23 protein-coding genes are annotated in these 24285 nt (G+C 65.8%); 21 read left to right on the forward strand and 2 right to left on the reverse strand.

The window, feature by feature from the left end:
• The first annotated feature begins 60 nt into the window (after positions 1–60).
• The 16 genes from gyrA to cysM all read left to right on the forward strand — a co-directional run bounded on the left by gyrA (position 61) and on the right by cysM (position 17815).
• Positions 61–2664, forward strand: coding sequence for a DNA gyrase subunit A (gene gyrA / locus U4Y91_RS30165; protein ID WP_321808123.1), 2604 nt, complete (start codon positions 61–63; stop codon positions 2662–2664).
• 83 nt (positions 2665–2747) lie between these two features.
• Entirely contained in the window at positions 2748–3347 is a 600-nt protein-coding gene (locus tag U4Y91_RS30170) for a DUF2059 domain-containing protein (RefSeq protein WP_044844860.1), read from the forward strand.
• 172 nt (positions 3348–3519) lie between these two features.
• Positions 3520–4602 carry a 3-phosphoserine/phosphohydroxythreonine transaminase gene (gene serC, locus U4Y91_RS30175; RefSeq protein WP_321808124.1) on the forward strand — a complete coding sequence of 361 codons (1083 nt, stop codon included), beginning with the start codon at positions 3520–3522 and terminating at the stop codon, positions 4600–4602.
• A 33-nt stretch (positions 4603–4635) separates the two neighbouring features.
• Positions 4636–5718, forward strand: coding sequence for a prephenate dehydratase (gene pheA / locus U4Y91_RS30180; protein WP_321808125.1), 1083 nt, complete (start codon positions 4636–4638; stop codon positions 5716–5718).
• A 187-nt stretch (positions 5719–5905) separates the two neighbouring features.
• The gene (locus tag U4Y91_RS30185) at positions 5906–6832 is read left to right on the forward strand and encodes a prephenate dehydrogenase/arogenate dehydrogenase family protein (protein WP_321808126.1); all 927 of its coding nucleotides are present in this window, start codon (positions 5906–5908) and stop codon (positions 6830–6832) included.
• A 20-nt stretch (positions 6833–6852) separates the two neighbouring features.
• Complete coding sequence (gene aroA / locus U4Y91_RS30190) at positions 6853–8157, forward strand: 3-phosphoshikimate 1-carboxyvinyltransferase (protein ID WP_321808127.1); 1305 nt, start codon at positions 6853–6855, stop codon at positions 8155–8157.
• Positions 8158–8169: 12 nt separating this feature from the next.
• Positions 8170–8856 (forward strand): (d)CMP kinase, encoded by a 687-nt coding sequence (gene cmk, locus U4Y91_RS30195; RefSeq protein WP_321808128.1) that lies wholly within the window; start codon positions 8170–8172, stop codon positions 8854–8856.
• Between the two features lie 142 nt (positions 8857–8998).
• A complete protein-coding gene (gene rpsA / locus U4Y91_RS30200; RefSeq protein ID WP_415750514.1) occupies positions 8999–10711 on the forward strand; it encodes a 30S ribosomal protein S1 in 1713 nt (570 codons plus the stop codon).
• A 22-nt stretch (positions 10712–10733) separates the two neighbouring features.
• Positions 10734–11057: an integration host factor subunit beta gene (locus U4Y91_RS30205; RefSeq protein WP_124827927.1), complete on the forward strand. Its 324-nt coding sequence runs from the start codon at positions 10734–10736 to the stop codon at positions 11055–11057.
• A gap of 210 nt (positions 11058–11267) precedes the next feature.
• On the forward strand, positions 11268–11561 hold the full coding sequence (locus U4Y91_RS30210) for a LapA family protein (RefSeq protein ID WP_321808130.1): 294 nt from the start codon (positions 11268–11270) through the stop codon (positions 11559–11561).
• Positions 11562–11614: 53 nt separating this feature from the next.
• On the forward strand, positions 11615–12787 hold the full coding sequence (lapB, locus tag U4Y91_RS30215) for a lipopolysaccharide assembly protein LapB (RefSeq protein ID WP_321808131.1): 1173 nt from the start codon (positions 11615–11617) through the stop codon (positions 12785–12787).
• Between the two features lie 90 nt (positions 12788–12877).
• Positions 12878–14278 carry a UDP-glucose/GDP-mannose dehydrogenase family protein gene (locus U4Y91_RS30220; RefSeq protein WP_321808132.1) on the forward strand — a complete coding sequence of 467 codons (1401 nt, stop codon included), beginning with the start codon at positions 12878–12880 and terminating at the stop codon, positions 14276–14278.
• A gap of 7 nt (positions 14279–14285) precedes the next feature.
• Positions 14286–15236 (forward strand): D-glycero-beta-D-manno-heptose-7-phosphate kinase, encoded by a 951-nt coding sequence (rfaE1, locus tag U4Y91_RS30225; RefSeq protein ID WP_321808133.1) that lies wholly within the window; start codon positions 14286–14288, stop codon positions 15234–15236.
• 58 nt (positions 15237–15294) lie between these two features.
• On the forward strand, positions 15295–16287 hold the full coding sequence (rfaD, locus tag U4Y91_RS30230) for an ADP-glyceromanno-heptose 6-epimerase (protein ID WP_321808134.1): 993 nt from the start codon (positions 15295–15297) through the stop codon (positions 16285–16287).
• Positions 16288–16361: 74 nt separating this feature from the next.
• Positions 16362–16706, forward strand: coding sequence for a ComEA family DNA-binding protein (locus tag U4Y91_RS30235; protein ID WP_321808135.1), 345 nt, complete (start codon positions 16362–16364; stop codon positions 16704–16706).
• Positions 16707–16912: 206 nt separating this feature from the next.
• On the forward strand, positions 16913–17815 hold the full coding sequence (cysM, locus tag U4Y91_RS30240; protein ID WP_321808136.1) for a cysteine synthase CysM: 903 nt from the start codon (positions 16913–16915) through the stop codon (positions 17813–17815).
• A gap of 76 nt (positions 17816–17891) precedes the next feature.
• On the opposite strand, the gene mltB is transcribed toward cysM, so the two are convergent.
• Positions 17892–19241 carry a lytic murein transglycosylase B gene (mltB, locus tag U4Y91_RS30245; RefSeq protein ID WP_321808137.1) on the reverse strand — a complete coding sequence of 450 codons (1350 nt, stop codon included), beginning with the start codon at positions 19239–19241 and terminating at the stop codon, positions 17892–17894.
• 43 nt (positions 19242–19284) lie between these two features.
• On the opposite strand from mltB, the gene U4Y91_RS30250 reads away from it, so the two are divergent.
• Positions 19285–20208 (forward strand): histone deacetylase family protein, encoded by a 924-nt coding sequence (locus U4Y91_RS30250; protein WP_044844828.1) that lies wholly within the window; start codon positions 19285–19287, stop codon positions 20206–20208.
• A gap of 18 nt (positions 20209–20226) precedes the next feature.
• On the opposite strand, the gene U4Y91_RS30255 is transcribed toward U4Y91_RS30250, so the two are convergent.
• Complete coding sequence (locus U4Y91_RS30255; RefSeq protein ID WP_321808138.1) at positions 20227–21150, reverse strand: alpha/beta hydrolase; 924 nt, start codon at positions 21148–21150, stop codon at positions 20227–20229.
• Between the two features lie 216 nt (positions 21151–21366).
• On the opposite strand from U4Y91_RS30255, the gene U4Y91_RS30260 reads away from it, so the two are divergent.
• The 4 genes from U4Y91_RS30260 to U4Y91_RS30275 form a co-directional block, all read left to right on the forward strand.
• Positions 21367–22401, forward strand: coding sequence for a methionine ABC transporter ATP-binding protein (locus tag U4Y91_RS30260; RefSeq protein ID WP_321808139.1), 1035 nt, complete (start codon positions 21367–21369; stop codon positions 22399–22401).
• A complete protein-coding gene (locus tag U4Y91_RS30265; RefSeq protein ID WP_044844825.1) occupies positions 22391–23044 on the forward strand; it encodes a methionine ABC transporter permease in 654 nt (217 codons plus the stop codon). The genes U4Y91_RS30260 and U4Y91_RS30265 overlap by 11 nt, the downstream gene beginning before the upstream one ends.
• A 28-nt stretch (positions 23045–23072) precedes the next feature.
• Entirely contained in the window at positions 23073–23867 is a 795-nt protein-coding gene (locus U4Y91_RS30270; RefSeq protein WP_321808140.1) for a MetQ/NlpA family ABC transporter substrate-binding protein, read from the forward strand.
• A 229-nt stretch (positions 23868–24096) separates the two neighbouring features.
• Positions 24097–24285: electron transfer flavoprotein subunit beta/FixA family protein (locus U4Y91_RS30275; protein WP_415750515.1), on the forward strand; the 189-nt coding region annotated here is incomplete at its 3' end.

The raw sequence follows: 24285 nt of genomic DNA on the forward strand, positions 1-24285 counted from the left end.
GCGCATGCAGCGCCCACGCGAAAGGCGTTCGCCGTCTTCGCTCCGAAACGATACGGATACATGGATCAATTCGCCAAAGAGACCCTGCCCACCTCCCTAGAGGAGGAAATGCGCCGTTCGTATCTCGATTACGCGATGAGCGTGATCGTCGGACGTGCCCTTCCGGATGTCCGCGATGGCCTGAAACCCGTGCACCGGCGCGTATTGTTCGCGATGCACGAACTGAACAACGACTGGAACCGCGCGTACAAGAAATCGGCGCGTATCGTCGGTGACGTGATCGGTAAGTATCACCCTCACGGCGATACCGCGGTGTACGACACGATCGTGCGGATGGCGCAGGACTTCTCGCTGCGCTACATGCTGATCGACGGACAGGGCAACTTCGGCTCGATCGACGGCGACAACGCCGCGGCGATGCGTTACACCGAAATTCGCATGGCGAAGATCGGTCACGAGCTGCTCGCCGACATCGACAAGGAAACGGTCGACTTCGAGCCGAACTACGACGGCAACGAGATGCAGCCGTCGGTCCTGCCGTCGCGCATCCCGAACCTGCTGATCAACGGCTCGTCGGGCATCGCGGTCGGCATGGCGACCAACATCCCGCCGCACAACCTGAACGAAGTCGTCGACGCGTGCCAGCACCTGCTGGGCAACCCGGGAGCGACGATCGACGAGCTGATCGAGATCATCCCGGCGCCGGACTTCCCGACGGCCGGCATCATCTACGGCGTCGCCGGCGTACGCGACGGCTACCGCACCGGGCGCGGCCGCGTCGTGATGCGCGCGGCCACGCACTTCGAGGAGATCGACCGCGGCCAGCGGATGGCGATCATCGTCGACGAGCTGCCGTACCAGGTGAACAAGCGCTCGCTGCTCGAGCGCATTGCCGAGCTCGTCAACGAGAAGAAGCTCGAGGGCATTTCCGACATCCGCGACGAGTCCGACAAGAGCGGCATGCGCGTCGTGATCGAGCTGAAGCGCGGCGAAGTGCCCGAAGTGGTGCTGAACAACCTGTACAAGGCGACGCAGCTGCAGGACACGTTCGGCATGAACATGGTCGCGCTGGTCGACGGTCAGCCGAAGCTGCTGAACCTGAAGGAAATCCTGCAGTGCTTCCTGTCGCATCGACGTGAAGTGCTGACGCGCCGCACGATCTACGAACTGCGCAAGGCCCGCGAGCGCGGCCACGTGCTCGAAGGTCTTGCCGTCGCGCTCGCGAACATCGACGAATTCATCGCGATCATCAAGGCAGCGCCGACGCCGCCGATCGCGAAGCAGGAGTTGATGGCGAAGCCGTGGGATTCGTCGCTCGTGCGCGAGATGCTGACGCGCGCCGAAAGCGAGAACGCGGCGGCCGGCGGCCGTTCCGCGTATCGCCCGGAAGGCCTGAACCCGGCGTTCGGCATGCAGGTCGACGGGCTGTACCGCCTGTCTGACACGCAGGCCCAGGAAATCCTGCAGATGCGTCTGCAGCGCCTGACCGGTCTCGAGCAGGACAAGATCATCGGCGAGTACCGCGAAGTGATGGCGCAGATCGCCGACCTGCTGGACATCCTCGCGCGCCCCGAGCGGATCACGACGATGATCGGCGAAGAGCTGGCGACGGTGAAGGCCGAATTCGGCGATGCGCGCCGCTCGAAGATCGAGCTGAACGCGACCGAGCTGAATACCGAAGACCTGATCACGCCGCAGGACATGGTCGTCACGATGTCGCACGCGGGCTACGTGAAGTCGCAGCCGCTGTCCGAGTATCGCGCGCAGAAGCGCGGCGGTCGCGGCAAGCAGGCGACGCAGATGAAGGAAGACGACTGGATCGAGACGCTGTTCATCGCGAACACGCACGACTACATCCTGTGCTTCTCGAACCGCGGCCGCGTGTACTGGGTCAAGGTCTACGAAGTGCCGCAGGGCTCGCGCAACTCGCGCGGCCGTCCGATCGTCAACATGTTCCCGCTGCAGGAAGGCGAGAAGATCAACGTCGTGCTGCCGGTCAAGGAATTCTCGGCCGACAAGTTCGTGTTCATGGCGACGTCGCTCGGCACCGTGAAGAAGACGCCGCTCGAGGCATTCAGTCGCCCGATGAAGAAGGGCATCATCGCGGTCGGCCTCGACGAGGGCGATTACCTGATCGGCGCGTCGATCACCGACGGCGCGCACGACGTGATGCTGTTCTCCGACGCCGGCAAGGCCGTGCGCTTCGACGAGAACGACGTGCGCCCGATGGGCCGGGAAGCGCGCGGCGTGCGGGGCATGCAGCTCGAGGACGGGCAGCAGGTCATCGCGCTGCTGGTTGCCGGCAGCGAGGAGCAGACCGTGCTCACCGCGACCGAAAACGGCTACGGCAAGCGCACGCCGATCACCGAGTACACGCGTCACGGCCGCGGCACGAAGGGGATGATCGCGATCCAGACGTCCGAGCGCAACGGCAAGGTCGTCGCCGCGACGCTCGTCGACGCCGAGGATCAGATCATGCTGATCACGACCGCCGGCGTGTTGATCCGTACGCGTGTGTCCGAGATTCGCGAAATGGGGCGCGCCACGCAAGGTGTTACACTCATCAGTCTCGATGAGGGTACCAAGCTCTCCGGCCTGCAGCAGATCGCGGAAGCCGAAGAGGGCGATGGCGAGGCCGACGAGGCGTCGGACGGCGAAGCCTGAAGAACGGATGAGACTCGAGCCGCCGCGGGCGAAAAGCGCCGCGGTCGGCGAGCAACCATTCATATTTCCAAAAGGGAGTGATGATGCAAAAGCAATTCAAGCAACTGGTTCTGCTGGCTGCACTGGTGCCGACGTTCGCGATGGCGCAAGCGCTGTCGAATTCCGCACCGGCTGCGACCGCGGCAGCTGCGCCGATCGACGCCGACAAGAAGGCGGCGATCAAGGATCTGCTCGACGCGATCGACGCGCCGAAGCTCGTGTCGGCTATCGGCAACAGCGCCGAGATGCAGGCAAAGCAGCTCGTGCCGGCGATCCTGTCGGACGCGCTGTCGGAAAACAAGTCGCTGAACGACAAGCAGAAGCAGGCCGCCGTGCCGACGCTGCAGAAGAACGCAGTGCCGAAGCTGGTTGACGGCGCGGGCAAGGTGTTCGGCTCGCAGCAGTTCCAGAACGACGCGATGTCGGCTCAGTACGACGCCTATGCGAAGTACTACAGCACGTCGGAGATCAAGGATCTGACGACGTTCTACAAGAGCCCGACGGGCCGCAAGTTCATCCAGGTTCAGGATCAGGTTGGCCGCGACGTGGTCAACGGCCTGATGCAGAAGTACATGCCGCAAGCGATCCAGGCGACGCGCGCGCAGGCTGACAAGGAAGTCGCGGCAGTCAAGCCGGGCAAGTAAGCCGTCCGGGCACGCCGCCCGGCCGTTCGGCCGGGTTTGGCGGGAGCCTGATGACAGTGCGATAATGGCCGTTTGCGCGCGAGCGCAAGCGGCCATTTCTTTTCTGGCGCGGTTCTTTCTGCCGGCGGCAAGTCGGTCGCAAGCCGGTCGCGTCCCTCCCGAGGTTTTCACGATGCGCGTCTTTAATTTCTCCGCCGGCCCTGCGGCGCTCCCCGAGGAAGTGCTGCGGCAGGCCGCCGACGAAATGCTCGACTGGCACGGCAGCGGCATGAGCGTGATGGAGATGAGCCATCGCGGCAAAGAGTTCATGTCGATCCACGAGGCGGCGCTGACCGACCTGCGCGAGCTGCTCGACGTGCCGGCCAGCCACCGGATCCTGTTCCTGCAGGGCGGCGGCATCGCCGAGAACGCGGTCGTGCCGATGAACCTGCTCGGCTCGCGCAAGACCGCCGACTTCGTCGTGACGGGCTCGTGGTCGCAGAAGTCGTTCAACGAAGCGAAGAAATACGGCACGCCGCATCTGGCCGCCTCCGGCAAGACGGCCGACGGTTTCACGCGCGCGCCTGCCCGTGCCGAATGGCAGCTGTCGGACGATCCGGCCTACGTGCATCTGTGCACGAACGAGACGATCGACGGCGTCGAGACGTTCGAGATTCCCGACCTCGGCGACGTGCCGCTCGTCGCCGATGTCTCGTCGCACATCCTGTCGCGCCCGATGGACGTCGCGAAGTACGGCGTGCTGTTCGGCGGCGCGCAGAAGAACATCGGGATGGCCGGCGTGACGGTCGTGATCGTGCGTGAGGATCTGCTCGATCGCGCGCTGTCGATCTGCCCGTCCGCATTCGAATGGAAAACCGTCGCCGAGAACAACTCGCTGTACAACACGCCGCCCACCTATGCGATCTACGTCGCGGGCCTCGTGTTCCAGTGGCTGAAGCGGCAGGGCGGCCTCGAGGCGATCGAGGCCCGCAATATCGAGAAGGCGAAGCTGCTCTACGACACGATCGATGCGAGCAGCTTCTATCTGAACAAGGTCGAGCCGGCGGTGCGTTCGCGGATGAACGTGCCCTTTTTCCTGGCCGACGAAACGCGCAATGAAGACTTCCTTGCCGGCGCAAAGGCGCGCGGGTTGCTGCAGCTGAAGGGCCACAAGTCCGTCGGCGGCATGCGGGCGTCGATCTACAACGCGGTGCCGCTCGAGGGCGTGAAAGCGCTCGTCGAGTACATGAAGGACTTCGAACGGCGCGGCGCCTGACGGCGGCGCTGTTCAAACAGTACGGCAAAACGCATGGACGACGAACTGAATTCCCGCCTGAAACCGCTGCGCGACCGCATCGATGCGATCGACGCGCAGCTGATCTCGCTCCTCAACCAGCGCGCCGCGGTGGCGCTCGAGGTAGGCGAGGTCAAGAAGCACTTCAATGCGCCGGTGTTCCGGCCGGAACGCGAGCTGCAGGTGATCGCGCGCCTGCAGGACATGAGCGCGGGGCCGCTCGCGAGCGAGCATATCAGCGCCATCTGGCGCGAGATCATGGCCGCGAGCCGCGCGCTCGAGCAGACGATCCACGTCGCGTTCCTCGGGCCGGTCGGCACGTACACCGAACAGGCGATGTTCGAGTATTTCGGCCAGTCGATCGAAGGGCTGCCATGCCCGTCGGTCGACGAGGTGTTCCGCTCGGTCGAGGCGGGCGCGTCCGCATTCGGCGTCGCGCCGGTCGAGAATTCGACCGAAGGCGCGGTGTCGCGCACGCTCGACCTGCTGCTGCAGACGCAGTTGCTGATCAGCGGCGAACTCGCGCTGCCGATCCATCACAACCTGCTCACGCAGAACGGCACGCTCGACGGCGTGAAGCGCGTCTGCGCGCATGCGCAGGCACTCGCGCAATGCCAGCAGTGGCTCGCTGCGAACGCACCGCAGCTCGAGCGGCAAGCGGTGTCGAGCAACGCGGAGGCCGCGCGTCTCGCGGCGGCCGACCCGAGCGTCGCGGCGATCGCGGGCGACCGCGCGGCCGCGCACTACGGGCTGCAGATCGCGTTTTCGCTGATTCAGGACGATCCGCACAACCGCACGCGCTTCGTGATCATCGGCAAGCAGCCGGCTGGACCGAGCGGTCACGACCAGACCTCGCTGATCGTGTCGGTGAAGAACGAGCCGGGCGCGGTGTTCAAGCTGCTCGAACCGCTCGCGCGGCACGGGGTGTCGATGACCCGCTTCGAGTCGCGCCCGGCGCGCGTCGGCACGTGGGAGTATTACTTCTACATCGACATCGAAGGGCACCGGGACGAGCCAGCCGTGGCCGCCGCGCTCGCGGAGCTCGGCCAGAAGGCCGCGTTCCTGAAGGTACTCGGTTCGTATCCGCGCGCGCGCTGACGCGCAGCGGCCCGTCGCCTGCACCGCGCAGGCGGCGCGGCGAAGCGGGCAGGGCAGGCCGGGCGGCGCTGCCCAAGGCGGGCTCGGGCGGTATCCGGCGCAGGTCGCGCCGGGTGCGGGCCCGTTGCCCGGAATCTGGACTTCCGCGCGCGGGGCGTCGTTCCGCGCGCGTCACTTGGCTCTTGTCGTGTCAGGCTTTGCATTCAACAAACTGGTCATCTTCGGCGTCGGCCTGATCGGCGGATCGCTGGCGCGCGCGCTGCGCGAGCGCGCACCGGGCGGCGCGGGCGAAGTCGTCGGCGTCGGCCGTTCCCGTGCGTCGGTCGAGCGCGCGCTCGCGCTCGGCGTGATCGATCGCGCGGCGGCGCTCGACGACGATGCGCAAGTGCGCGACGCGCTTGCCGGCGCCGATCTCGTGCTGCTGGCCGCGCCCGTCGCGCAAACGGGCCCGTTGCTCGCGCGCATTGCCCCGTGGCTCGACGCCGCGACGCTCGTCACCGACGCGGGCAGCACCAAGTCCGATGTCGTCGCGGCGGCACGCGACGTGCTCGGTGCGCGGATCGCGCAATTCGTGCCGGGCCACCCGATCGCCGGGCGCGAGTCGAGCGGCGTCGAGGCCGCGCTGCCGGATCTGTACGTCGGCCGCAACGTCGTGCTGTGCCCGCTGCCGGAGAACGCACCCGACGCGGTCGCGCGGATCGACGCGATGTGGCGGGCGACCGGCGCCGACGTGCGCACGATGAGCACGGCGCAGCACGATCGCGTGTTCGCGTCGATCAGCCATCTGCCGCACGTGCTGTCGTTCGCGCTCGTCGAGCAGATCCTCGGCGAGACGGATGCCGAACTGAAATTCTCGTATGCGGCGGGCGGCTTCCGCGACTTCACGCGGATCGCGGCGTCGAGCCCGGAAATGTGGCGCGACGTGTGTGTCGCGAATCGCGCGGCGCTGCTCGACGAGCTCGACGGCTACACGCGCGTGCTCGCCCGGCTGCGCGCGGCGATCGACGCCGGCGACGGCGCGGCGCTCGAAGCCGTGTTCACGCGCTCGCGCGCGGCCCGCAAGGCATGGCAGGAGCGCGGCGCGCAGCCCGCTGCCGAACCGGTCAAGAAATAACAGGAAACAGGACGATTCCCATGGACTATCTCGATCTCGGCCCGTATTCCAGCGCGTCGGGCACCGTGCGCCTGCCCGGCTCGAAGAGCATCTCGAACCGCGTGCTGCTGCTTGCGGCGCTTGCCGAAGGCGATACGACGATCACCAACCTGCTGGATTCCGACGACACGCGCGTGATGCTCGATGCGCTCGGCAAGCTCGGCGTGAAGCTCGCGCGCGAGGGCGACACCTGTGTCGTCACCGGCACGCGCGGCGCGTTCACCGCGAAGACCGCCGACCTGTTCCTCGGCAACGCGGGCACCGCGGTGCGACCGTTGACGGCGGCGCTCGCGGTCAATGGCGGCGACTATCGCGTGCATGGCGTGCCGCGCATGCACGAGCGGCCGATCGGCGACCTCGTCGACGGCCTGCGACAGATCGGCGCGCAGATCGACTACGAGCAGAACGACGGTTTTCCGCCGCTGCGGATCAAGCCTGCGGCGATCGCGGTCGACGCGCCGATCCGCGTGCGCGGCGACGTGTCGAGCCAGTTCCTCACGGCGCTGCTGATGACGCTTCCGCTCGTGAAGGCGAAGGACGGCAGGATCGTCGTCGAAGTCGACGGCGAACTGATCTCGAAGCCGTACATCGACATCACGATCCGGCTGATGGAGCGCTTCGGCGTGACCATCGAGCGCGACGGCTGGCAGCGCTTCGTCGTGCCGGCCGGCGTCCGCTACCGTGCGCCGGGGCGCATCATGGTCGAGGGCGATGCGTCGTCGGCCTCGTACTTCCTCGCGGCCGGCGCGCTCGGCGGCGGCCCGCTGCGCGTCGAGGGCGTGGGGCGCGCGAGCATCCAGGGCGACGTCGGCTTCGCGAATGCGCTGATGCAGATGGGCGCGAACGTATCGATGGGCGACGACTGGATCGAGGTGCGCGGCATCGGCCACGACCATGGCAAGCTCGAGCCGATCGACATGGACTTCAACCTGATTCCCGACGCGGCGATGACCATCGCGGTCGCGGCGCTGTTCGCGAGCGGCACGAGCACGCTGCGCAACATCGCGAGCTGGCGCGTGAAGGAAACCGACCGCATCGCCGCGATGGCGACCGAGTTGCGCAAGGTCGGCGCGATCGTCGAGGAAGGCCCCGACTATCTGGTCGTCACGCCGCCGCAACAACTCACGCCGAACGCCGCGATCGACACCTACGACGATCACCGGATGGCGATGTGCTTCTCGCTCGTCAGTCTGGGCGGCGTGCCCGTGCGAATCAACGATCCGAAGTGCGTCGGCAAGACGTTCCCCGACTATTTCGACCGCTTCGCCGCGCTCGCCAAGGCCTGACCCACCGTACCGATGAAATCGACCCGACCCTTTCACCCGACCCCCGTCATCACGATCGACGGTCCGACAGCTTCCGGCAAGGGGACCGTCGCCGCACTCGTCGCCGCGCATCTCGGCTTCCACCTGCTCGACAGCGGCGCGCTGTACCGACTCGCCGCGCTCGCGAGCGTACGCTACGGCATCGCGGCGGAGGACATCGACGCGCTCGTGAAGCTGATCGATGATCTTCACATCACGTTCCGCGAGGGCTGCGCGCAGCTCGACGGCATCGACGTGTCGAACGACATCCGCGCCGAAGCGGTCGGCAACCGCGCGTCGGCGATTGCCGTGCACGGGCCGGTGCGTACCGCGCTGGTCGCGCGCCAGCGCGCATTCCGCAAGACGCCGGGCCTCGTCGCCGACGGGCGCGACATGGGCACCGTGATCTTCCCGGACGCCGTGCTGAAGGTGTTTCTGACGGCCAGCGCCGAGGCACGCGCGGCCAGACGGCATAAGCAATTGATGCAAAAAGGTTTTTCTGCTAATATAGATGACTTGCTTCGGGATCTTCGTGAACGTGACGCGCGCGACAGCAATCGCGCCGCCGCGCCGCTGAAGCCCGCGGCAGATGCCAAGCTGCTCGATACGTCGGCGCTTTCGGTCGATGAAGCGGTCGACCAGGTGCTGCAGTGGTACCGGGCGCTTGGCCAGCCCGCCTGAGAAGGCGGGCAGCAGTAGGTGCTTCGCGCGAGCAGCGCGGAGCGTGTTTCGAACCCTTAACCCCGTATGGACCTCGATCTGGCCCTTTCAGCCTGCCATTCCGGCCGGCGTGGCACAGCGAGCCATGCACAATCAGATTTTTATGTCCGACCTGCAAACCTCCACCCCGAATACCGAATCCTTTGCGGCTCTGTTCGAAGAGTCGCTGACCCGTCAAGACATGCGCGCCGGCGAAGTGATTTCCGCCGAAGTCGTGCGCGTCGACCACAACTTCGTGGTCGTCAATGCAGGCCTGAAGTCCGAGGCTTACATTCCGATCGAGGAATTCCTGAACGATCAGGGCGAGGTTGAGGTGCAGTCGGGCGATTTCGTGTCCGTCGCGATCGACGCACTCGAAAACGGCTACGGCGACACGATCCTGTCGCGCGACAAGGCGAAGCGCCTGGCATCGTGGCTGTCGCTGGAAAAGGCCCTCGACAACAACGAACTCGTCACCGGCACGATCACCGGCAAGGTGAAGGGCGGCATGACCGTGATGGTCAACGGCATCCGCGCGTTCCTGCCGGGTTCGCTGGTCGACACGCGTCCGGTCAAGGACACGACCCCGTACGAAGGCAAGACGCTCGAGTTCCGCGTGATCAAGCTCGATCGCAAGCGTAACAACGTCGTGCTGTCGCGTCGTGCAGTGATCGAAGCAACGCAAGGCGAAGAGCGCGCGAAGCTGCTCGAGACGCTGAAGGAAGGCGCGATCGTCAACGGCGTGGTCAAGAACATCACCGACTACGGCGCGTTCGTCGACCTCGGCGGCATCGACGGCCTGCTGCACATCACCGACATCGCATGGCGTCGTGTGCGTCACCCGAGCGAAGTCCTGTCGGTTGGCCAGGAAGTCACCGCGAAGATCCTCAAGTTCGACCAAGAGAAGAACCGCGTCTCGCTGGGCATCAAGCAACTGGGCGACGATCCGTGGGAAGGCATCTCGCGCCGTTACCCGTCGGGCACGCGCCTGTTCGGCAAGGTCACGAACATCACCGACTACGGCGCATTCGTCGAAGTGGAATCGGGCATCGAAGGCCTCGTCCACGTGTCGGAAATGGACTGGACCAACAAGAACGTTGCGCCGTCGAAGGTTGTCCAGCTGGGCGACGAAGTCGAAGTCATGGTCCTCGAGATCGACGAAGACCGTCGTCGTATCAGCCTCGGCATGAAGCAGTGCAAGCCGAATCCGTGGGATGACTTCAGCCGCAACTTCAAGAAGGGCGACAAGATCACGGGCGCAATCAAGTCGATCACCGACTTCGGCGTGTTCATCGGTCTGCCGGGCGGCATCGACGGCCTGGTCCACCTGTCGGACCTGTCGTGGAGCGAAACCGGCGAAGAAGCCGTTCGCAAGTACAAGAAGGGCGACGAAGTCGAAGCAATCGTGCTCGGTATCGACGTCGAGAAGGAGCGTATTTCGCTCGGCATCAAGCAGCTCGAAGGCGACCCGTTCAGCAACTACGTTGCAATGAACGACAAGGGTTCGATCGTCGACGGCGTGGTGAAGTCGGTCGATGCGAAGGGCGCTGTCATTACGCTGACGGGCGACATCGAAGGCTACCTGCGTGCATCGGAAATCTCGCAGGATCGCGTCGAAGACGCACGCAACGTGCTGAAGGAAGGCGACAAGGTCAACGCGATGGTGATCAACATCGATCGCAAGTCGCGTGGCATCAACCTGTCGATCAAGGCGAAGGATTCGGCTGAACAACAGGAAGCGATCCGCGGCCTGCAGTCGGACACCAGCGCTGCTGCGACCGGTACGACCAACCTCGGCGCGCTGCTGAAGGCGAAGCTCGACGGCCAGAACCAGTAAGCCTCACGAGGTCTGCTGAAGTATGACCAAATCCGAGTTGGTCGCGCAGCTGGCACTGCGATTTCCGCAACTTGTCCTCAAGGATGCGGATTTCGCGGTGAAAACGATGCTTGATGCGATGTCCGACGCCCTGGCGAAAGGGCATCGCATCGAAATTCGGGGTTTCGGCAGCTTCGGCCTCAACCGTCGCCCGGCGCGCGTCGGACGCAACCCGAAGTCGGGGGAGAAAGTGCAGGTGCCCGAGAAGTTCGTGCCTCACTTCAAGCCCGGCAAGGAATTGCGTGAACGCGTCGACGGCCGCGCCGGCGAGCCGCTGAAAGCTGATGATCCGGACGACGACCGTTGAACGTCGTTCGGCTTGCCCGGAATCCGTCCGGCGAAGGCTGAAGAAAAAAGCGCCCCTTGCGGGCGCTTTTTTCATTTCCGGCTGCCGCGCGGCAATGCGCATCCGCAGGATGTGCGGTGACGCGGAAACGCTTCCTTTACAATACGGGTCGATTCGGTGCCGCGAAGGGGAGTCGCGCGCCGCGGCAAACCTCAACAAAGAGAGGGCTACATGAAGTTTATCGTCTGGCTGATCCGGGTATTGGTGTTCGTGCTGCTGCTGGTGCTCGCACTGGCCAATACGCAAACCGCGACGCTGAATTTCGTTGCCGGCTACGCATGGCAGGCGCCGCTGATCCTGATCGGCCTCGCGTTCTTCGTCATCGGGCTGCTGGCCGGCCTGCTGTCGGCTCTGCCGGCGATGTTCCGCCTGCGCCTCGAGAACGGGCGCCTGAAGCGCGATCTGCGTGCGGCGCGCGAAACCCCGGCCATCGTCGACCAGCCGCCGATGCCGCCCGTCATTTAACACGGACGCCGCGCGACTCTCGCGCGGTTTTCGTCTCTGCTTCGATATTTCGCATGGATCTGGATTTCTGGTGGTTGCTCGCGATTCCGGTGGCGTTCGCGCTCGGCTGGGCGGCGTCACGCTATGACCTGAAGAACCTCCTGTCGGAGAGCGCCAACCTGCCGCGATCGTATTTCCGCGGCCTGAACTTTCTGTTGAACGAACAACCGGACAAGGCGATCGACGCGTTCATCGAGGTCGCGAAGCTCGACCCCGAGACGGTCGAGCTGCACTTCGCGCTCGGCAACCTGTTCCGCCGTCGCGGCGAAACGGACCGTGCGATCCGCGTGCACCAGAATCTGCTGAGCCGCACGGACCTGCCGGTGAGCGAGCGCGACCACGCACTGTACGAGCTCGGCCAGGATTTCCTGAAGGCCGGCCTGCTCGATCGTGCCGAGGAGGCCTTCCACCGGCTCGCCGACGGCGACTACGCGCTGGGCGCGCAGCGGGCGCTGCTGACGATCTACGAGATCGAGAAGGACTGGAACAAGTCGATCGACACCGCGAAGCGCATCGAATCGATGAGCGACAAGCCGCTCGGCACCGAAATCGCGCAGTTCCATTGCGAACTCGCGCAGGACGCGCTGCAACGCAAGAACGCCGCGGCCGCGGCCGAGCAGTTGAAGCTCGCGCTTGCCGCGAATCCGCAGAACGTCCGCGCGACGATCCTGTCCGGTGATGCCGCGCAGGCGGCGGGCGATCACGCGGCCGCGATCGAGCACTGGAAGCGCGTCGAGGCGCAAAATCCCGCTTATCTGCCGCTCGTCGCCGACAAGCTGATGAAGGCCTATGTCGCGCTCGACAAGCCGGTCGAGGGCGCCGAGTTGCTGATGGGCTATGTCGATCGCTATCCGTCGAACGACCTGCTCGATGTTGCGTATCAGCACATCGCCGGGTTGCGCGGCCAGGAAGCGGCACATACGCTCGCGCGCACGCAGATGGAGAAGTCGCCGAACCTGTCGGGCATGCTGCACCTGCTCGATGCGCAGATCGCGGCCGCCGACGAGCCGCGCCGTAAGGAACTTGAAATGATGCGCACGCTGATCAAGCAGCGCACCAAAAATCTGCCACGCTATACGTGCCAGAATTGCGGTTTCCGGGCACGGCTCTTCTACTGGCAGTGCCCAGGATGCAGCGGCTGGGAAACCTATGCGCCGCGCCGCGTCGAACCTGCGATGCCGGGTTGATCCCGGCGCGCGGCGCCGACGCACTGCGGTTCCCGCCGGGTCCGGCCCGGCGGGCAAGTTAGTCAATTACCGGGACGTACCGGAACATCTATGAAAATCACCATCATCGGCACCGGCTATGTCGGTCTTGTCACGGGCTCCTGCCTCGCCGAGATCGGCCACGACGTCTTCTGTCTGGATGTCGATCCGCGCAAGATCGAGATCCTGAACAATGGCGGGATGCCGATTCACGAACCGGGCCTGCTGGACGTCATTGCGCGCAATCGCGCGGCAGGGCGTCTGCGCTTCTCGACGGACATCGAGGCGAGCGTCGCGCACGGCGAGATCCAGTTCATCGCCGTCGGCACGCCGCCCGACGAGGACGGTTCGGCCGACCTGCAATACGTGCTCGAGGCCGCGCGCAACATCGGTCGTTACATGACCGGTTTCAAGGTGATCGTCGACAAGTCGACGGTGCCGGTCGGCACCGCGCAGCGCGTGCGCGCGGTGGTCGACGAGGCGCTCGGCGCCCGCGGGCTCGCGGGCAGCGTCGCGCACCGTTTCTCGGTCGTATCGAATCCGGAATTCCTGAAGGAAGGCGCGGCAGTCGAGGACTTCATGCGCCCGGACCGGATCATCATCGGCGTCGACGACGACGAGACGGGCACGGTGGCGCGCGAGAAGATGAAGAAGCTGTACGCGCCGTTCAACCGCAATCACGAGCGCACGATTTACATGGACGTGCGTTCGGCGGAATTCGCGAAATATGCGGCGAATGCGATGCTCGCGACACGCATCTCGTTCATGAACGAGATGTCGAATCTCGCCGACAAGGTCGGTGCCGACATCGAAGCCGTGCGTCGCGGGATCGGTTCCGATCCGCGCATCGGCTATCACTTCCTGTACGCGGGCGTGGGCTACGGCGGCTCGTGCTTCCCGAAGGACGTGCAGGCGCTGATCCGCACCGCCGGCGAGAACGGCCAGCCGCTGCGCATCCTGGAAGCCGTCGAAGCGGCCAACTCCGCACAGAAGGACGTGCTGATCGGCAAGATCGAGCAGCGCTTCGGCGCGGACCTGACCGGTCGCGAATTCGCGGTCTGGGGCCTCGCGTTCAAGCCGAATACGGACGACATGCGCGAGGCGCCGAGCCGTCGGCTGATCGCCGCGCTGCTCGGGCGTGGCGCGATCGTGCGCGCGTACGATCCGGTCGCGATCGACGAGGCGCACCGCGTGTTCGCGCTCGATCTCGGCGAGGCTTCCGACGCGCTTGCGCGCCTGCACTTCGTCGATACCCAGGACGCGGCCGTGAGCGCCGCGGATGCGCTCGTGATCGTCACCGAGTGGAAGGAATTCCGGAGCCCGGATTTCACGCGCCTGAAGGCCGAACTGAAGGCGCCGGTGATCTTCGACGGACGCAACCTGTACGAACCGGACGCGATGGCCGAACTCGGCTTCGACTACCATGCGATCGGGCGTCCGCACGTCGATCCGCAGTCCCCCTCCCGTGGATGAGCGCACGATGACGACCCTTCGCGAAGTGGTGCCGGTCCCGCGCGCGCAGCTCGCGCGTTCGCGTGTGCTCGTGGTCGGCGACGTGATGCTCGACCGCTACTGGTTCGGCAACGTCGACCGTATTTCACCCGAAGCACCGGTGCCCGTCGTGCACGTGCAGCGCCAGGAAGAGCGGCTCGGCGGCGCGGCCAACGTCGCGCGCAACGCCGTGACGCTCGGCGCTCAGGCCGGGCTGCTGTGCGTGGTCGGGTGCGACGAACCTGGTGAGCGGATCGTCGAGCTGCTCGGCAGCAGTGGCGTCACGCCCCATCTCGAGCGCGACGCGGCGCTGCCGACGACGATCAAGCTGCGCGTGCTTGCGCGCCAGCAGCAGCTGCTACGCGTCGATTTCGAAGCGATGCCGACGCACGAGGTGCTGCTCGCCGGGCTCGCGCGGTTCGACGCGCTGCTGCCGCAGCACGACGTCGTGCTGATGTCGGATTACGCGAAAGGCGGGCTGACGCACGTGACGACGATGATCGAGAAGGCGCGCGCGGCCGGCAAGCCGGTGCTCGTCGATCCGAAGGGCGGCGACTGGGTGCGCTATCGCGGCGCCTCGCTGATCACGCCGAACCGCGCCGAGTTGCGCGAAGTCGTCGGTCAGTGGCATTCGGAAGACGACCTTCGCGCGCGCGTCGCGAAGCTGCGCGCGGAACTCGATCTCGATGCGTTGCTGCTCACGCGTTCGGAAGAGGGGATGACGCTTTTTTCCGCCGCGGGCGAACTGCACGCGCCGGCGCTCGCGCGCGAGGTGTACGACGTTTCGGGGGCGGGCGATACCGTGATCGCGACCGTCGCGACGATGCTCGGCGCAGGCGTGCCGCTCGTCGACGCCGTCGTGCTGGCGAACCGTGCCGCGGGTATCGTGGTCGGCAAGCTCGGCACGGCGACCGTCGACTACGACGAACTGTTTCACTGAGCGTATCGGGCGGCGAACGCGCCGCCCGGACGGCTCCCATTTTTCAGGCAGGACGACCATGACCATCATCGTCACCGGCGCAGCCGGTTTTATCGGCGCGAACCTCGTCAAGGCGCTCAACGAGCGTGGCGAGTCGCGCATCATCGCGGTCGACAATCTGACGCGTGCGGACAAGTTCCGCAATCTCGTCGATTGCGAGATCGACGACTATCTCGACAAGACGGAATTCGTCGAACGCTTCGCACGCGGCGATTTCGGCAAGGTACGCGCGGTGTTCCACGAAGGCGCCTGTTCGGACACGATGGAAACCGACGGCCGCTACATGATGGACAACAACTTCCGCTACAGCCGCGCGGTGCTCGATGCGTGCCTCGCGCAGGGCGCGCAGTTCCTGTACGCGTCGTCGGCGGCGACCTACGGCGGCTCGACGCGCTTCGTCGAGGAGCGCGAGGTCGAGGCGCCGCTGAACGTCTACGGCTATTCGAAGTTCCTGTTCGACCAGGTGGTCCGCCGCGTGCTGCCGAGCGCGAAGAGCCAGATCGCCGGGTTCCGCTATTTCAACGTGTACGGCCCGCGCGAGACGCACAAGGGCCGCATGGCGTCGGTCGCGTTCCACAACTTCAACCAGTTCCGCGCGGAAGGCAAGGTCAAGCTGTTCGGCGAGTACAACGGTTATGCGCCGGGCGAGCAGACGCGCGACTTCGTGTCGATCGAGGATGTCGCGAAGGTGAACCTGTTCTTCTTCGATCATCCGGAGAAGTCGGGCATCTTCAACCTCGGCACCGGCCGCGCACAACCGTTCAACGACATCGCGTCGACGGTCGTGAACACGCTGCGCGCGCTCGACGGCCTGCCGCCGCTGACGCTCGCGCAGCAGGTCGAGCAAGGGCTGATCGAATACGTGCCGTTCCCGGATGCGCTGCGCGGCAAGTACCAGTGCTTCACGCAGGCCGACCAGACGAAACTGCGTGCTGCCGGCTACGATGCGCCGTTCCTGACGGTGCAGGAAGGTGTCGACCGCTACGTGCGTTGGCTGTCCGGCCAGGTTTAAGTCCGCGCGTCGCATCGCTAGACTGGGTCTCACGGTCGGCAGCCGCCGACCGTTTTTCATCGGAGATCCAGCACATGATCAGGAAATGGTTTGCCGCCGCCGCGATGTTCGGCGCGATCGCGTCGGCCTGGGCGGCCGTCGACGTCAACACCGCGAACGAGGATGCACTCGTCGGCATCAAGGGCATCGGTCCCGCGCGGGCAAAGGCGATTCTCGACGAGCGCGGCGCACGCGGCCCGTTCAGGAATGCAGACGATCTTGCCTCGCGCGTGAAAGGCATGGGCGGCCATACGGTCGAGCGCCTTCAGCAGGAAGGGTTGACGATCGGCGCAACAGGCTCGGGTGCGCTGGCACCCGCCGCGGGCAAGCCCGCGGCGGCGAAACCTGCCGCGGCGCCCGCCCGCACTGCGCAGAAGTAACACACGCGAGGCGAAGGGCTCCTTCAGTCGCCGTCGTTGCGACGGCTTCCCGCGGCATGCCGCGGGTTTTTTGCGTGCATGCTGCACGCGCACAATCGTGAATCGTGGGTATGCCTATTCCACCGTCGCAATGGGGGTTGCCGGCGCGAGCCCCGGCGCTGGTTTACAATCAATCGATTGATCAGCCTCGCACTCACGGTATCTCCATGGCTTACAAAACTATCGAAGACACGATCGGCAACACGCCGCTCGTGCAACTGGTCCGCCTGCCGGACGACGAGATTCGCGCACGCAACAACGTGTTGCTCGCAAAGCTGGAAGGCAACAATCCGGCCGGTTCCGTGAAGGATCGCCCGGCGCTGTCGATGATCAGCAAGGCCGAGGCGCGCGGCCGCATCAAGCCGGGCGATACGCTGATCGAGGCGACGAGCGGCAACACGGGCATCGCGCTCGCGATGGCCGCGGCGATCCGCGGTTACAGGATGGTGCTGATCATGCCGGAGGACCTGTCGGTCGAGCGCCGCCAGAGCATGGCCGCTTACGGTGCCGAAATCATCCTGACGCCGGTAAAGGGCGGGATGGAACTGGCGCGCGACCTCGCGGAGCAGATGCAGCGCGAAGGCAAGGGCGTGATCCTCGATCAGTTCGGGAACCCTGACAACCCGATCGCGCACTACGAAGGAACGGGCCCGGAGATCTGGCGCGACACCGAGGGGCGCGTCACGCACTTCGTGTCGGCGATGGGCACGACGGGCACGATCATGGGCACGTCGCGTTTTCTGAAGGAACAGAATCCGGCGATCGAGATCGTTGGCGCGCAGCCGGAAGAAGGGTCGCGCATTCCGGGCATTCGCAAGTGGCCGGAGGCCTATATGCCGACGATCTTCGATCGCAGCCGCGTCGATCGCGTCGAGAGCGTGAGCCAGGCCGCGTCCGAAACGATGGCGCGCCGGCTCGCGGCCGTCGAAGGCATCTTTGCCGGCATCTCGTCGGGTGGCGCATGCGAAGTCGCGATGCGCATCGCGCGTCAGGTCGAGAACGCGACGATCGTGTTCATCGTCTGCGATCGCGGCGACCGCTACCTGTCGACCGGCGTGTTTCCTGCCTGAGCCGGAACGGCATCGGCAGGATCACGCGATAAAAAAGCGCCGCACGAGCGGCGCTTTTTCATTTCGCGGGCCGAGCTTACTGCGCCGGCGCTTCCGTGTCCGCCGCGGGCAGCGGCAGCGCGCCGCTCGCTTCCATCTGCGCCTTCACGGCTTCGCCGAGCTGGTACACGGTGAGCGCGTAGAAGAAGCTGCGGTTGTAGCGCGTCAGCACGTAGAAGTTCTTGAGGCCGAGCATGTATTCGGTCGCGCGCCCCGGCGACGGCAGATCGACCACGGTCACCGGCGTGCCGGCTTCGGTGGTGATATTGACCGTCGGCTCGTTGAGCGTCATGCCGGCGCGCAGCAGCTGCGACAGTGCCCAGTGCGGTTCGGGCTGGCCGTCCGCGGCCGCCTGGGCGATGCCGAGGCTGCCCGTGTCGGGCGTGATCCGCCAGACCACCGGGCGATCGGTTTCCCAGCCGTGCTGCTTCAGGTAGTTTGCGACGCTGCCGATCGCATCGGCAGGACTGCTGCGCAGATCGACGTGGCCGCCGCCGTCGTAGTCGACCGCATACTCGCGGATACTGCTCGGCAGGAACTGCGGGATGCCGATCGCGCCCGTGTACGAGCCGAGCACGGTGGTCGGGTCGAGCTGGTTGTCGCGGGTCCAGACGAGGAAGTCCTCGAGGTTCTTGCGGAACGTGGCCTGGCGGCTGTCGCGATTCGGCGTGTCCGGGTAGTCGAACGTGAGCGTCGTCAGCGCATCGAGCACGCGGAAGTTGCCCATGTAGCGGCCGTAGATCGTTTCGACGCCGATGATGCCGACGATCACCTCGGGCGGCACGCCGAATTCCTCGGACGCGCGCTGCAGTGTCGCCTGGTTCGCCTTCCAGAACTTCACGCCCGCGTTGATGCGGATCGGTTCGATGAAGCGAGAACGATAGACGCGCCAGTTCTTCACCGAAGGCGTCGGCGCCGGCTTCACGAGTTTCACGGCCGTGGCCGAGTAGCTGACGCGCGAGAACAGCGCGTGCAGGCTCGTGGAATCGAAGCCGTTGCGGCTCACCATCTCGTCGATGAACGCATCGACCTTCGCGTTGCTCGCGTAACGCTGCGGAACGATCTCCTCTTCGAAGGTCTGGCCTGGCGGCGCCGGCTGCTGCGGTTGCGCCTGCGCGACGAGCGTGCCGGGGGACTTCGCAGGCTGTGTTTGCGCGGCGGCGGGTGCGGCGGCCAGGGTAGCGGCGACGGCAGCGGCAACGAGCGGAACGCGAACGCGGAACAGTGCGGAGAGAAGGGCGGCAGGCTTGCTGGAATTCATGTCGAAGCGGGCGGACAGGGCGATGGGGTTCGGCGCAGTATACCCGACGCACCTTGCGTGCCGGGGCGTAGCAGCGCACCGTTGTGGTAAGTTAGCGGCGAATTCGCGGCAGACGATGGACATCATTGATGGAGACCTGCGGCGCACCCCGCGTCGCGGATGACAGCTTATGGCAACCGCCTTCTATACGCACCCCGACTGCATGCTGCACGAGATGGGGGAATGGCATCCGGAATGCCCGGCCCGACTGTCGGCGATCCAGGATCAGCTGATCGCGAGCCGCATCGACGACCTGATCGTGCACGAAACCGCGCCGTTCGCGAGCGAGGTGGCGCTGGGCCGCGTGCATACGCAGGCCCATATCGACTACATCCGCAGCATGATGCCCGTCGACGGCTACGTCGAGATCGATCCCGACACGCTGATGAACCGCGATACGTGGCGCGCCGCGCTGCGTGCGGCCGGCGCCGCGATCGCGGCGACCGACGCGGTGATCGAAGGCCGCTACGCGAATGCGTTCTGCAGCGTTCGGCCGCCCGGCCATCATGCGGAACCCGCGCGCGCGATGGGCTTCTGCTTCTTCAACAACGTCGCGATCGCCGCGCGGCACGCGCTCGACGTCCACGGCCTCGAGCGCGTCGCGATCATCGATTTCGACGTGCATCACGGCAACGGCACCGAAGCCGCGTTCGCGAACGACGAGCGCGTGCTGATGTGCAGCTTCTTCCAGCATCCGCTGTACCCGTTCTCGGGCGCCGATCACCAGGCGCCGAACATGGTCAACCTGCCGATGCCTGCGCGCAGCAACGGGATGGCGATCCGCGAAGCGGTCGACATGTTCTGGCTGCCGCGTCTCGACGCGTTCAAGCCGCAAATGCTGTTCGTGTCGGCCGGTTTCGACGCGCATCGCGAGGACGACATCGGCAACCTCGGTCTCGTCGAATCCGATTTCGAGTGGCTGACCGCGCAGGTCGTCGACGTCGCGCGCCGGCATGCGCAGGGCCGCATCGTGAGCTGTCTCGAGGGCGGCTACAACCTGTCGGCACTCGGGCGCAGCGTCGTCGCGCACCTGCGCGTGCTGGCCGGCATCTGACCGGCAGCGGAGGCGCGCTCAGCGCGCCGGCACGTGCGCGTGAATCCACGCGATCAGCGCATCGATCACGCGGTCGCGCTCGAGATCGTTCATCGTTTCGTGGAACCCGCCTTCGTATAGCGTCAGCGTGCGATCGGGCGAGCCGACGCGGGCGCCGAACGCGCGGCTTCCATCGGGTTCGGTCAGCTTGTCCTCGGTGCCGTGATAGACGAGCACCGGCACGCGCAGCGCGCCGCGACCGCGCTCGATGCGCGCCATCGCATCGAGGATTTCGGCGCCGGTGCGCGCCGGCACCGCGCCGTGGTGCACGAGCGGATCGGCCCGATTGGCCGCGACGACGGCCGGATCGCGCGACAGCAGCGCCGCATCGATCCTGATTGCAGGGAAGCTCGGCCACACGCGGCTGATGAAGCGGCTCATCGCGAGCATCCAGCGCGGCACGTCGCGTCCCGGCGCGAGCGCCGGGCTCGACAGCACGAGGCCCGCCAGCGCGTGGCCGCGAGCCGGCACGCGTTCGATCGCATACAGCGCCGCGACGGCGCCGCCCATGCTGTGCCCCATCAGGAAGAGCGGCATGGCGCCGCGGGCGGCTTCGGCAACCAGCGCATCCGCATCGTTCAGGTAATCGTCGAAACGCTCGACCCATGCGCGTTTGCCGGGCGACTGGCCGTGCCCGCGCAGATCGATCGCCAGTACGTCGATGCCGGCCGCGTTCAATCTGGCCGCGAGCGCCGCGTAACGGCCCGCATGCTCGGCGAGGCCGTGGACGAGCGCGATCGTCGCGCGCGGCGGCACCGTGCCGTCGCCGGCCGGCCAGCGATACGACGCCAGTTCGAGCCCGTCCGCGGTACGCAGCCGGCCCATCCGCGGGGCGGGCGGCGATACCGGGCCCGATGCCGAGGTGGCGGCGGGTGCGGCGGCCTGCGTGGTGGTGGCGGTCATCTGGCGGGTCCCCTGTTTCGTTGGCATCGGTGTTCCGGATCATAGTCGCGGGACCCACGCGCCGGGCCAGCAGCGCCCCTCTAATTTCGTCTGGTTATGAAAAGATCGAAATCGATTATTAAGTGGAATGAGGCGTTTGCGGTAAAATCGCCGGCTATTCCAGATGCATCGGCGGCCGACTGGCGGGCCTCGCCAGCCGGCCGCCGTTTTGTTTACATGATCGAATTACGCAATCTGTCGCAGCGTTTCCCCGGGCCGACCGGCTGGGTCGACGCATTGCACAACGTCAATCTGACGATCCCGCAGGGAGAGGTGTTCGGCATCATCGGCCGAAGCGGCGCCGGCAAGAGCACGCTCGTGCGCACCATCAACCTGCTCACGCGGCCGACCGAAGGCAATGTCGTCGTCGGGGGACGCGATCTCACGCTGCTGTCGTCCGGCGCGCTGCGCGAAGCGCGCCGCGAAATCGGCATGATCTTCCAGCACTTCAACCTGCTGTCGTCGCGCACGGTGTTCGACAACGTCGCGCTGCCGCTCGAGCTGGCCGGCGCGAGCCGTGCCGAGATCGAGGCGGCCGTGCTGCCGCTGCTCGACCTCGTCGGGCTGTCCGCGCAGAAGGATCGCTATCCGGCGCAGATCAGCGGCGGCCAGAAGCAGCGCGTCGGCATCGCCCGCGCGCTCGCGAGCAAGCCGAAGGTGCTGCTGTCGGACGAAGCGACGTCGGCGCTCGACCCCGAGACCACGCGCGCGATCCTCGACCTGCTGAAGCGTATCAACCGCGAACTCGGCCTGACGATCGTGCTGATCACGCACCAGATGGAAGTCATCAAGCAGGTGTGCGATCGCGTGGCGGTGCTCGACGCGGGCCGCGTGGTCGAAGAGGGCCGCGTGATCGACGTGTTCCTGCAGCCGCATCACGAAGTGACGCGCGCGCTGATTGGTGACGTGATCGCGCAGGAACTGCCGCCGGCGATGAAGGCACGCGTGGCCGAGCGGCTGAAGACGGGCAGCGGGCATTTGCTGCGGCTCGCGTTCACCGGCTCGGGTGTCGACCAGCCGATCCTGTCGGAGACGATCCGCCGGTACGAACTCGATTTCAACATCCTGCATGGCCAGATCGACGAGATCCAGGGGCAGGCGTTCGGGTCGCTCGCGGTGCTCGCGGGCGGCGAACCGGGCAAGGTCGGGCAGGCACTCGCGTTCCTGCGCGAGCAAGGTGTGGTGGTAGAGGAGCTTTCGTATGTTGAGTGAGATGTTCGATATGTTCGTGCAGTCGTTCTGGGAGACGCTGATTATGGTCGGCATCTCGGGGGCGGTCGGCGCGCTCGTCGGGCTGCCGCTCGGCGTGCTGCTCTACCTGACCGACCGCCAGGGCGTGCTGCAGAACCTCGGCGTGAATCGCGTGCTCGGCGGCATCGTGAACGCGGTGCGCTCGACGCCGTTCATCATTCTGCTGGTCGCGGTCATTCCGTTCACGCGGCTCGTCACGGGGTCGTCGATCGGCACGGCCGCGGCGGTCGTGCCGCTGACGCTCGCGGCCGCACCGTTCGTCGCGCGGCTGGTCGAGACCGCGCTGCGCGAAGTCGACCGCGGGCTGATCGAGGCCGCCCAGTCGATGGGCGCGACGACCTCGCAGATCGTGTTCAAGGTGCTGCTGCCCGAATCGCTGCCGGGCATCGTCGCGGGCCTGACGATCACGTTCGTGTCGCTCGTCGGCTATTCTGCGATGGCCGGTGCGATCGGCGGCGGCGGGCTTGGCGATCTCGGGATCCGCTATGGCTACCAGCGCTATTTGCCGGAAGTGATGTGGACGGTCGTCGCGATCCTGATCGTGTTCGTGCAGATCGTGCAGTCGTTCGGCGACTGGCTCGTGCGCCGGCTGAGCCACAAGTAAAACGACATTCATTCGTTGGGGGGAGACGATGCAACGACGCTTCATGCTGAAGTTCGCGGCCGCATTCGGCGCAGCCGCACTGTTCGCGAGCGCGCACGCGCAGGCCGAAACCATCAAGGTGGGCGTGACGGGCGGCCCGCACGCGCAGATCATGGATGTGGTGAAGAAGGTCGCGGCCAAGGGCGGCCTCGATATCCGCGTCGTCGAATTCTCGGATTACGTGCAGCCGAACGCGGCGCTCGCGTCGGGCGATCTCGACGCGAACAGCTACCAGCACGATCCGTATCTGCAGGCGCAGGTGAAGGATCGCGGCTACAAGCTGATCAAGGTCGCGGAGACCGTCACGTTCCCGATGGGCATCTATTCGAAGCGGTTGAAGTCGCTGGCCGAGTTGAAGCCGGGCGCGCGCATCGCGGTGCCGAACGATCCGACCAACGGCGGCCGTGCGCTGCTGTTGCTGCAGAAGCAGGGGCTGCTGAAGCTGCGCGCGGACGCCGGGCTGAAGGCGACGCCGCTCGACATCGTCGACAACCCGCGCAAGCTGAAGATCGTCGAGCTCGATGCGGCGCAGATTCCGCGCTCGCTCGGCGACGTCGACGCGGCGGCGATCAATACCAACTACGCGATGGAAGCGGGGTTGAAACCGAAACAGGATGCGATCGCGATCGAGGGCCCGTCCGGCCCGTACGCGAACATTCTCGCGATTCGCGAGGCCGACCGGAGCAAGCCGTGGGTCGCGAAGCTGGTCGCGGCCTATCATTCCGCGGAAGTGAAGCAGTTCATCGAACAGAAGTTCGGCGGCGCGGTGATCGCTGCCTGGTAACACATGATGCGGGGCGCGCCCGGTGACGATTAGAGTCGATGATCGAAAACCCGGGCTTTGCGTCCGGTTTTTTTCTCATTTAAAATAGAACGACCGTTCGCTATTGCCGGCGCGCCGAAGAGGCGCGCTATCCTCGATAGCCGCGATGGATTGGTCCGCTTGGCCGCGCAGTCATGAGGCCTCGCTATAGAATGGCCTCTGGTCGTATTCGTAACTTTGGAGCGTGTGCATGAAAATCCTGGTGCCAGTGAAAAGAGTGGTCGATTACAACGTGAAGGTCCGCGTGAAGTCGGACAACACGGGCGTCGACATCGCGAACGTGAAGATGTCGATGAACCCGTTCGACGAAATCGCGGTGGAAGAAGCGGTGCGGCTGAAGGAAGCGGGTGTCGCGACCGAAGTGATTGCTGTGTCGGTC

The sequence above is a fragment of the Burkholderia sp. BCC1993 genome (assembly GCF_905339865.1).
Classification (GTDB): Bacteria; Pseudomonadota; Gammaproteobacteria; order Burkholderiales; family Burkholderiaceae; genus Burkholderia.

What these genes read in the sequence shown, in the direction of transcription:
- cmk (WP_321808128.1), top strand. Translation starts at nt 8,170, where the DNA reads ATGAAATCGACCCGACCCTTTCACCCGACCCCCGTCATCACGATCGAC.
- rfaD (WP_321808134.1), top strand. Translation starts at nt 15,295, where the DNA reads ATGACCATCATCGTCACCGGCGCAGCCGGTTTTATCGGCGCGAACCTC.
- U4Y91_RS30220 (WP_321808132.1), top strand. Translation starts at nt 12,878, where the DNA reads ATGAAAATCACCATCATCGGCACCGGCTATGTCGGTCTTGTCACGGGC.
- aroA (WP_321808127.1), top strand. Translation starts at nt 6,853, where the DNA reads ATGGACTATCTCGATCTCGGCCCGTATTCCAGCGCGTCGGGCACCGTG.
- rfaE1 (WP_321808133.1), top strand. Translation starts at nt 14,286, where the DNA reads ATGACGACCCTTCGCGAAGTGGTGCCGGTCCCGCGCGCGCAGCTCGCG.
- pheA (WP_321808125.1), top strand. Translation starts at nt 4,636, where the DNA reads ATGGACGACGAACTGAATTCCCGCCTGAAACCGCTGCGCGACCGCATC.
- U4Y91_RS30250 (WP_044844828.1), top strand. Translation starts at nt 19,285, where the DNA reads ATGGCAACCGCCTTCTATACGCACCCCGACTGCATGCTGCACGAGATG.
- lapB (WP_321808131.1), top strand. Translation starts at nt 11,615, where the DNA reads ATGGATCTGGATTTCTGGTGGTTGCTCGCGATTCCGGTGGCGTTCGCG.
- U4Y91_RS30265 (WP_044844825.1), top strand. Translation starts at nt 22,391, where the DNA reads ATGTTGAGTGAGATGTTCGATATGTTCGTGCAGTCGTTCTGGGAGACG.
- U4Y91_RS30210 (WP_321808130.1), top strand. Translation starts at nt 11,268, where the DNA reads ATGAAGTTTATCGTCTGGCTGATCCGGGTATTGGTGTTCGTGCTGCTG.
- rpsA (WP_415750514.1), top strand. Translation starts at nt 8,999, where the DNA reads ATGTCCGACCTGCAAACCTCCACCCCGAATACCGAATCCTTTGCGGCT.
- cysM (WP_321808136.1), top strand. Translation starts at nt 16,913, where the DNA reads ATGGCTTACAAAACTATCGAAGACACGATCGGCAACACGCCGCTCGTG.
- gyrA (WP_321808123.1), top strand. Translation starts at nt 61, where the DNA reads ATGGATCAATTCGCCAAAGAGACCCTGCCCACCTCCCTAGAGGAGGAA.
- U4Y91_RS30260 (WP_321808139.1), top strand. Translation starts at nt 21,367, where the DNA reads ATGATCGAATTACGCAATCTGTCGCAGCGTTTCCCCGGGCCGACCGGC.
- mltB (WP_321808137.1), bottom strand. Translation starts at nt 19,241, where the DNA reads ATGATGTCCATCGTCTGCCGCGAATTCGCCGCTAACTTACCACAACGG.
- U4Y91_RS30205 (WP_124827927.1), top strand. Translation starts at nt 10,734, where the DNA reads ATGACCAAATCCGAGTTGGTCGCGCAGCTGGCACTGCGATTTCCGCAA.
- U4Y91_RS30170 (WP_044844860.1), top strand. Translation starts at nt 2,748, where the DNA reads ATGCAAAAGCAATTCAAGCAACTGGTTCTGCTGGCTGCACTGGTGCCG.
- U4Y91_RS30235 (WP_321808135.1), top strand. Translation starts at nt 16,362, where the DNA reads ATGATCAGGAAATGGTTTGCCGCCGCCGCGATGTTCGGCGCGATCGCG.
- serC (WP_321808124.1), top strand. Translation starts at nt 3,520, where the DNA reads ATGCGCGTCTTTAATTTCTCCGCCGGCCCTGCGGCGCTCCCCGAGGAA.
- U4Y91_RS30270 (WP_321808140.1), top strand. Translation starts at nt 23,073, where the DNA reads ATGCAACGACGCTTCATGCTGAAGTTCGCGGCCGCATTCGGCGCAGCC.
- U4Y91_RS30255 (WP_321808138.1), bottom strand. Translation starts at nt 21,150, where the DNA reads ATGACCGCCACCACCACGCAGGCCGCCGCACCCGCCGCCACCTCGGCA.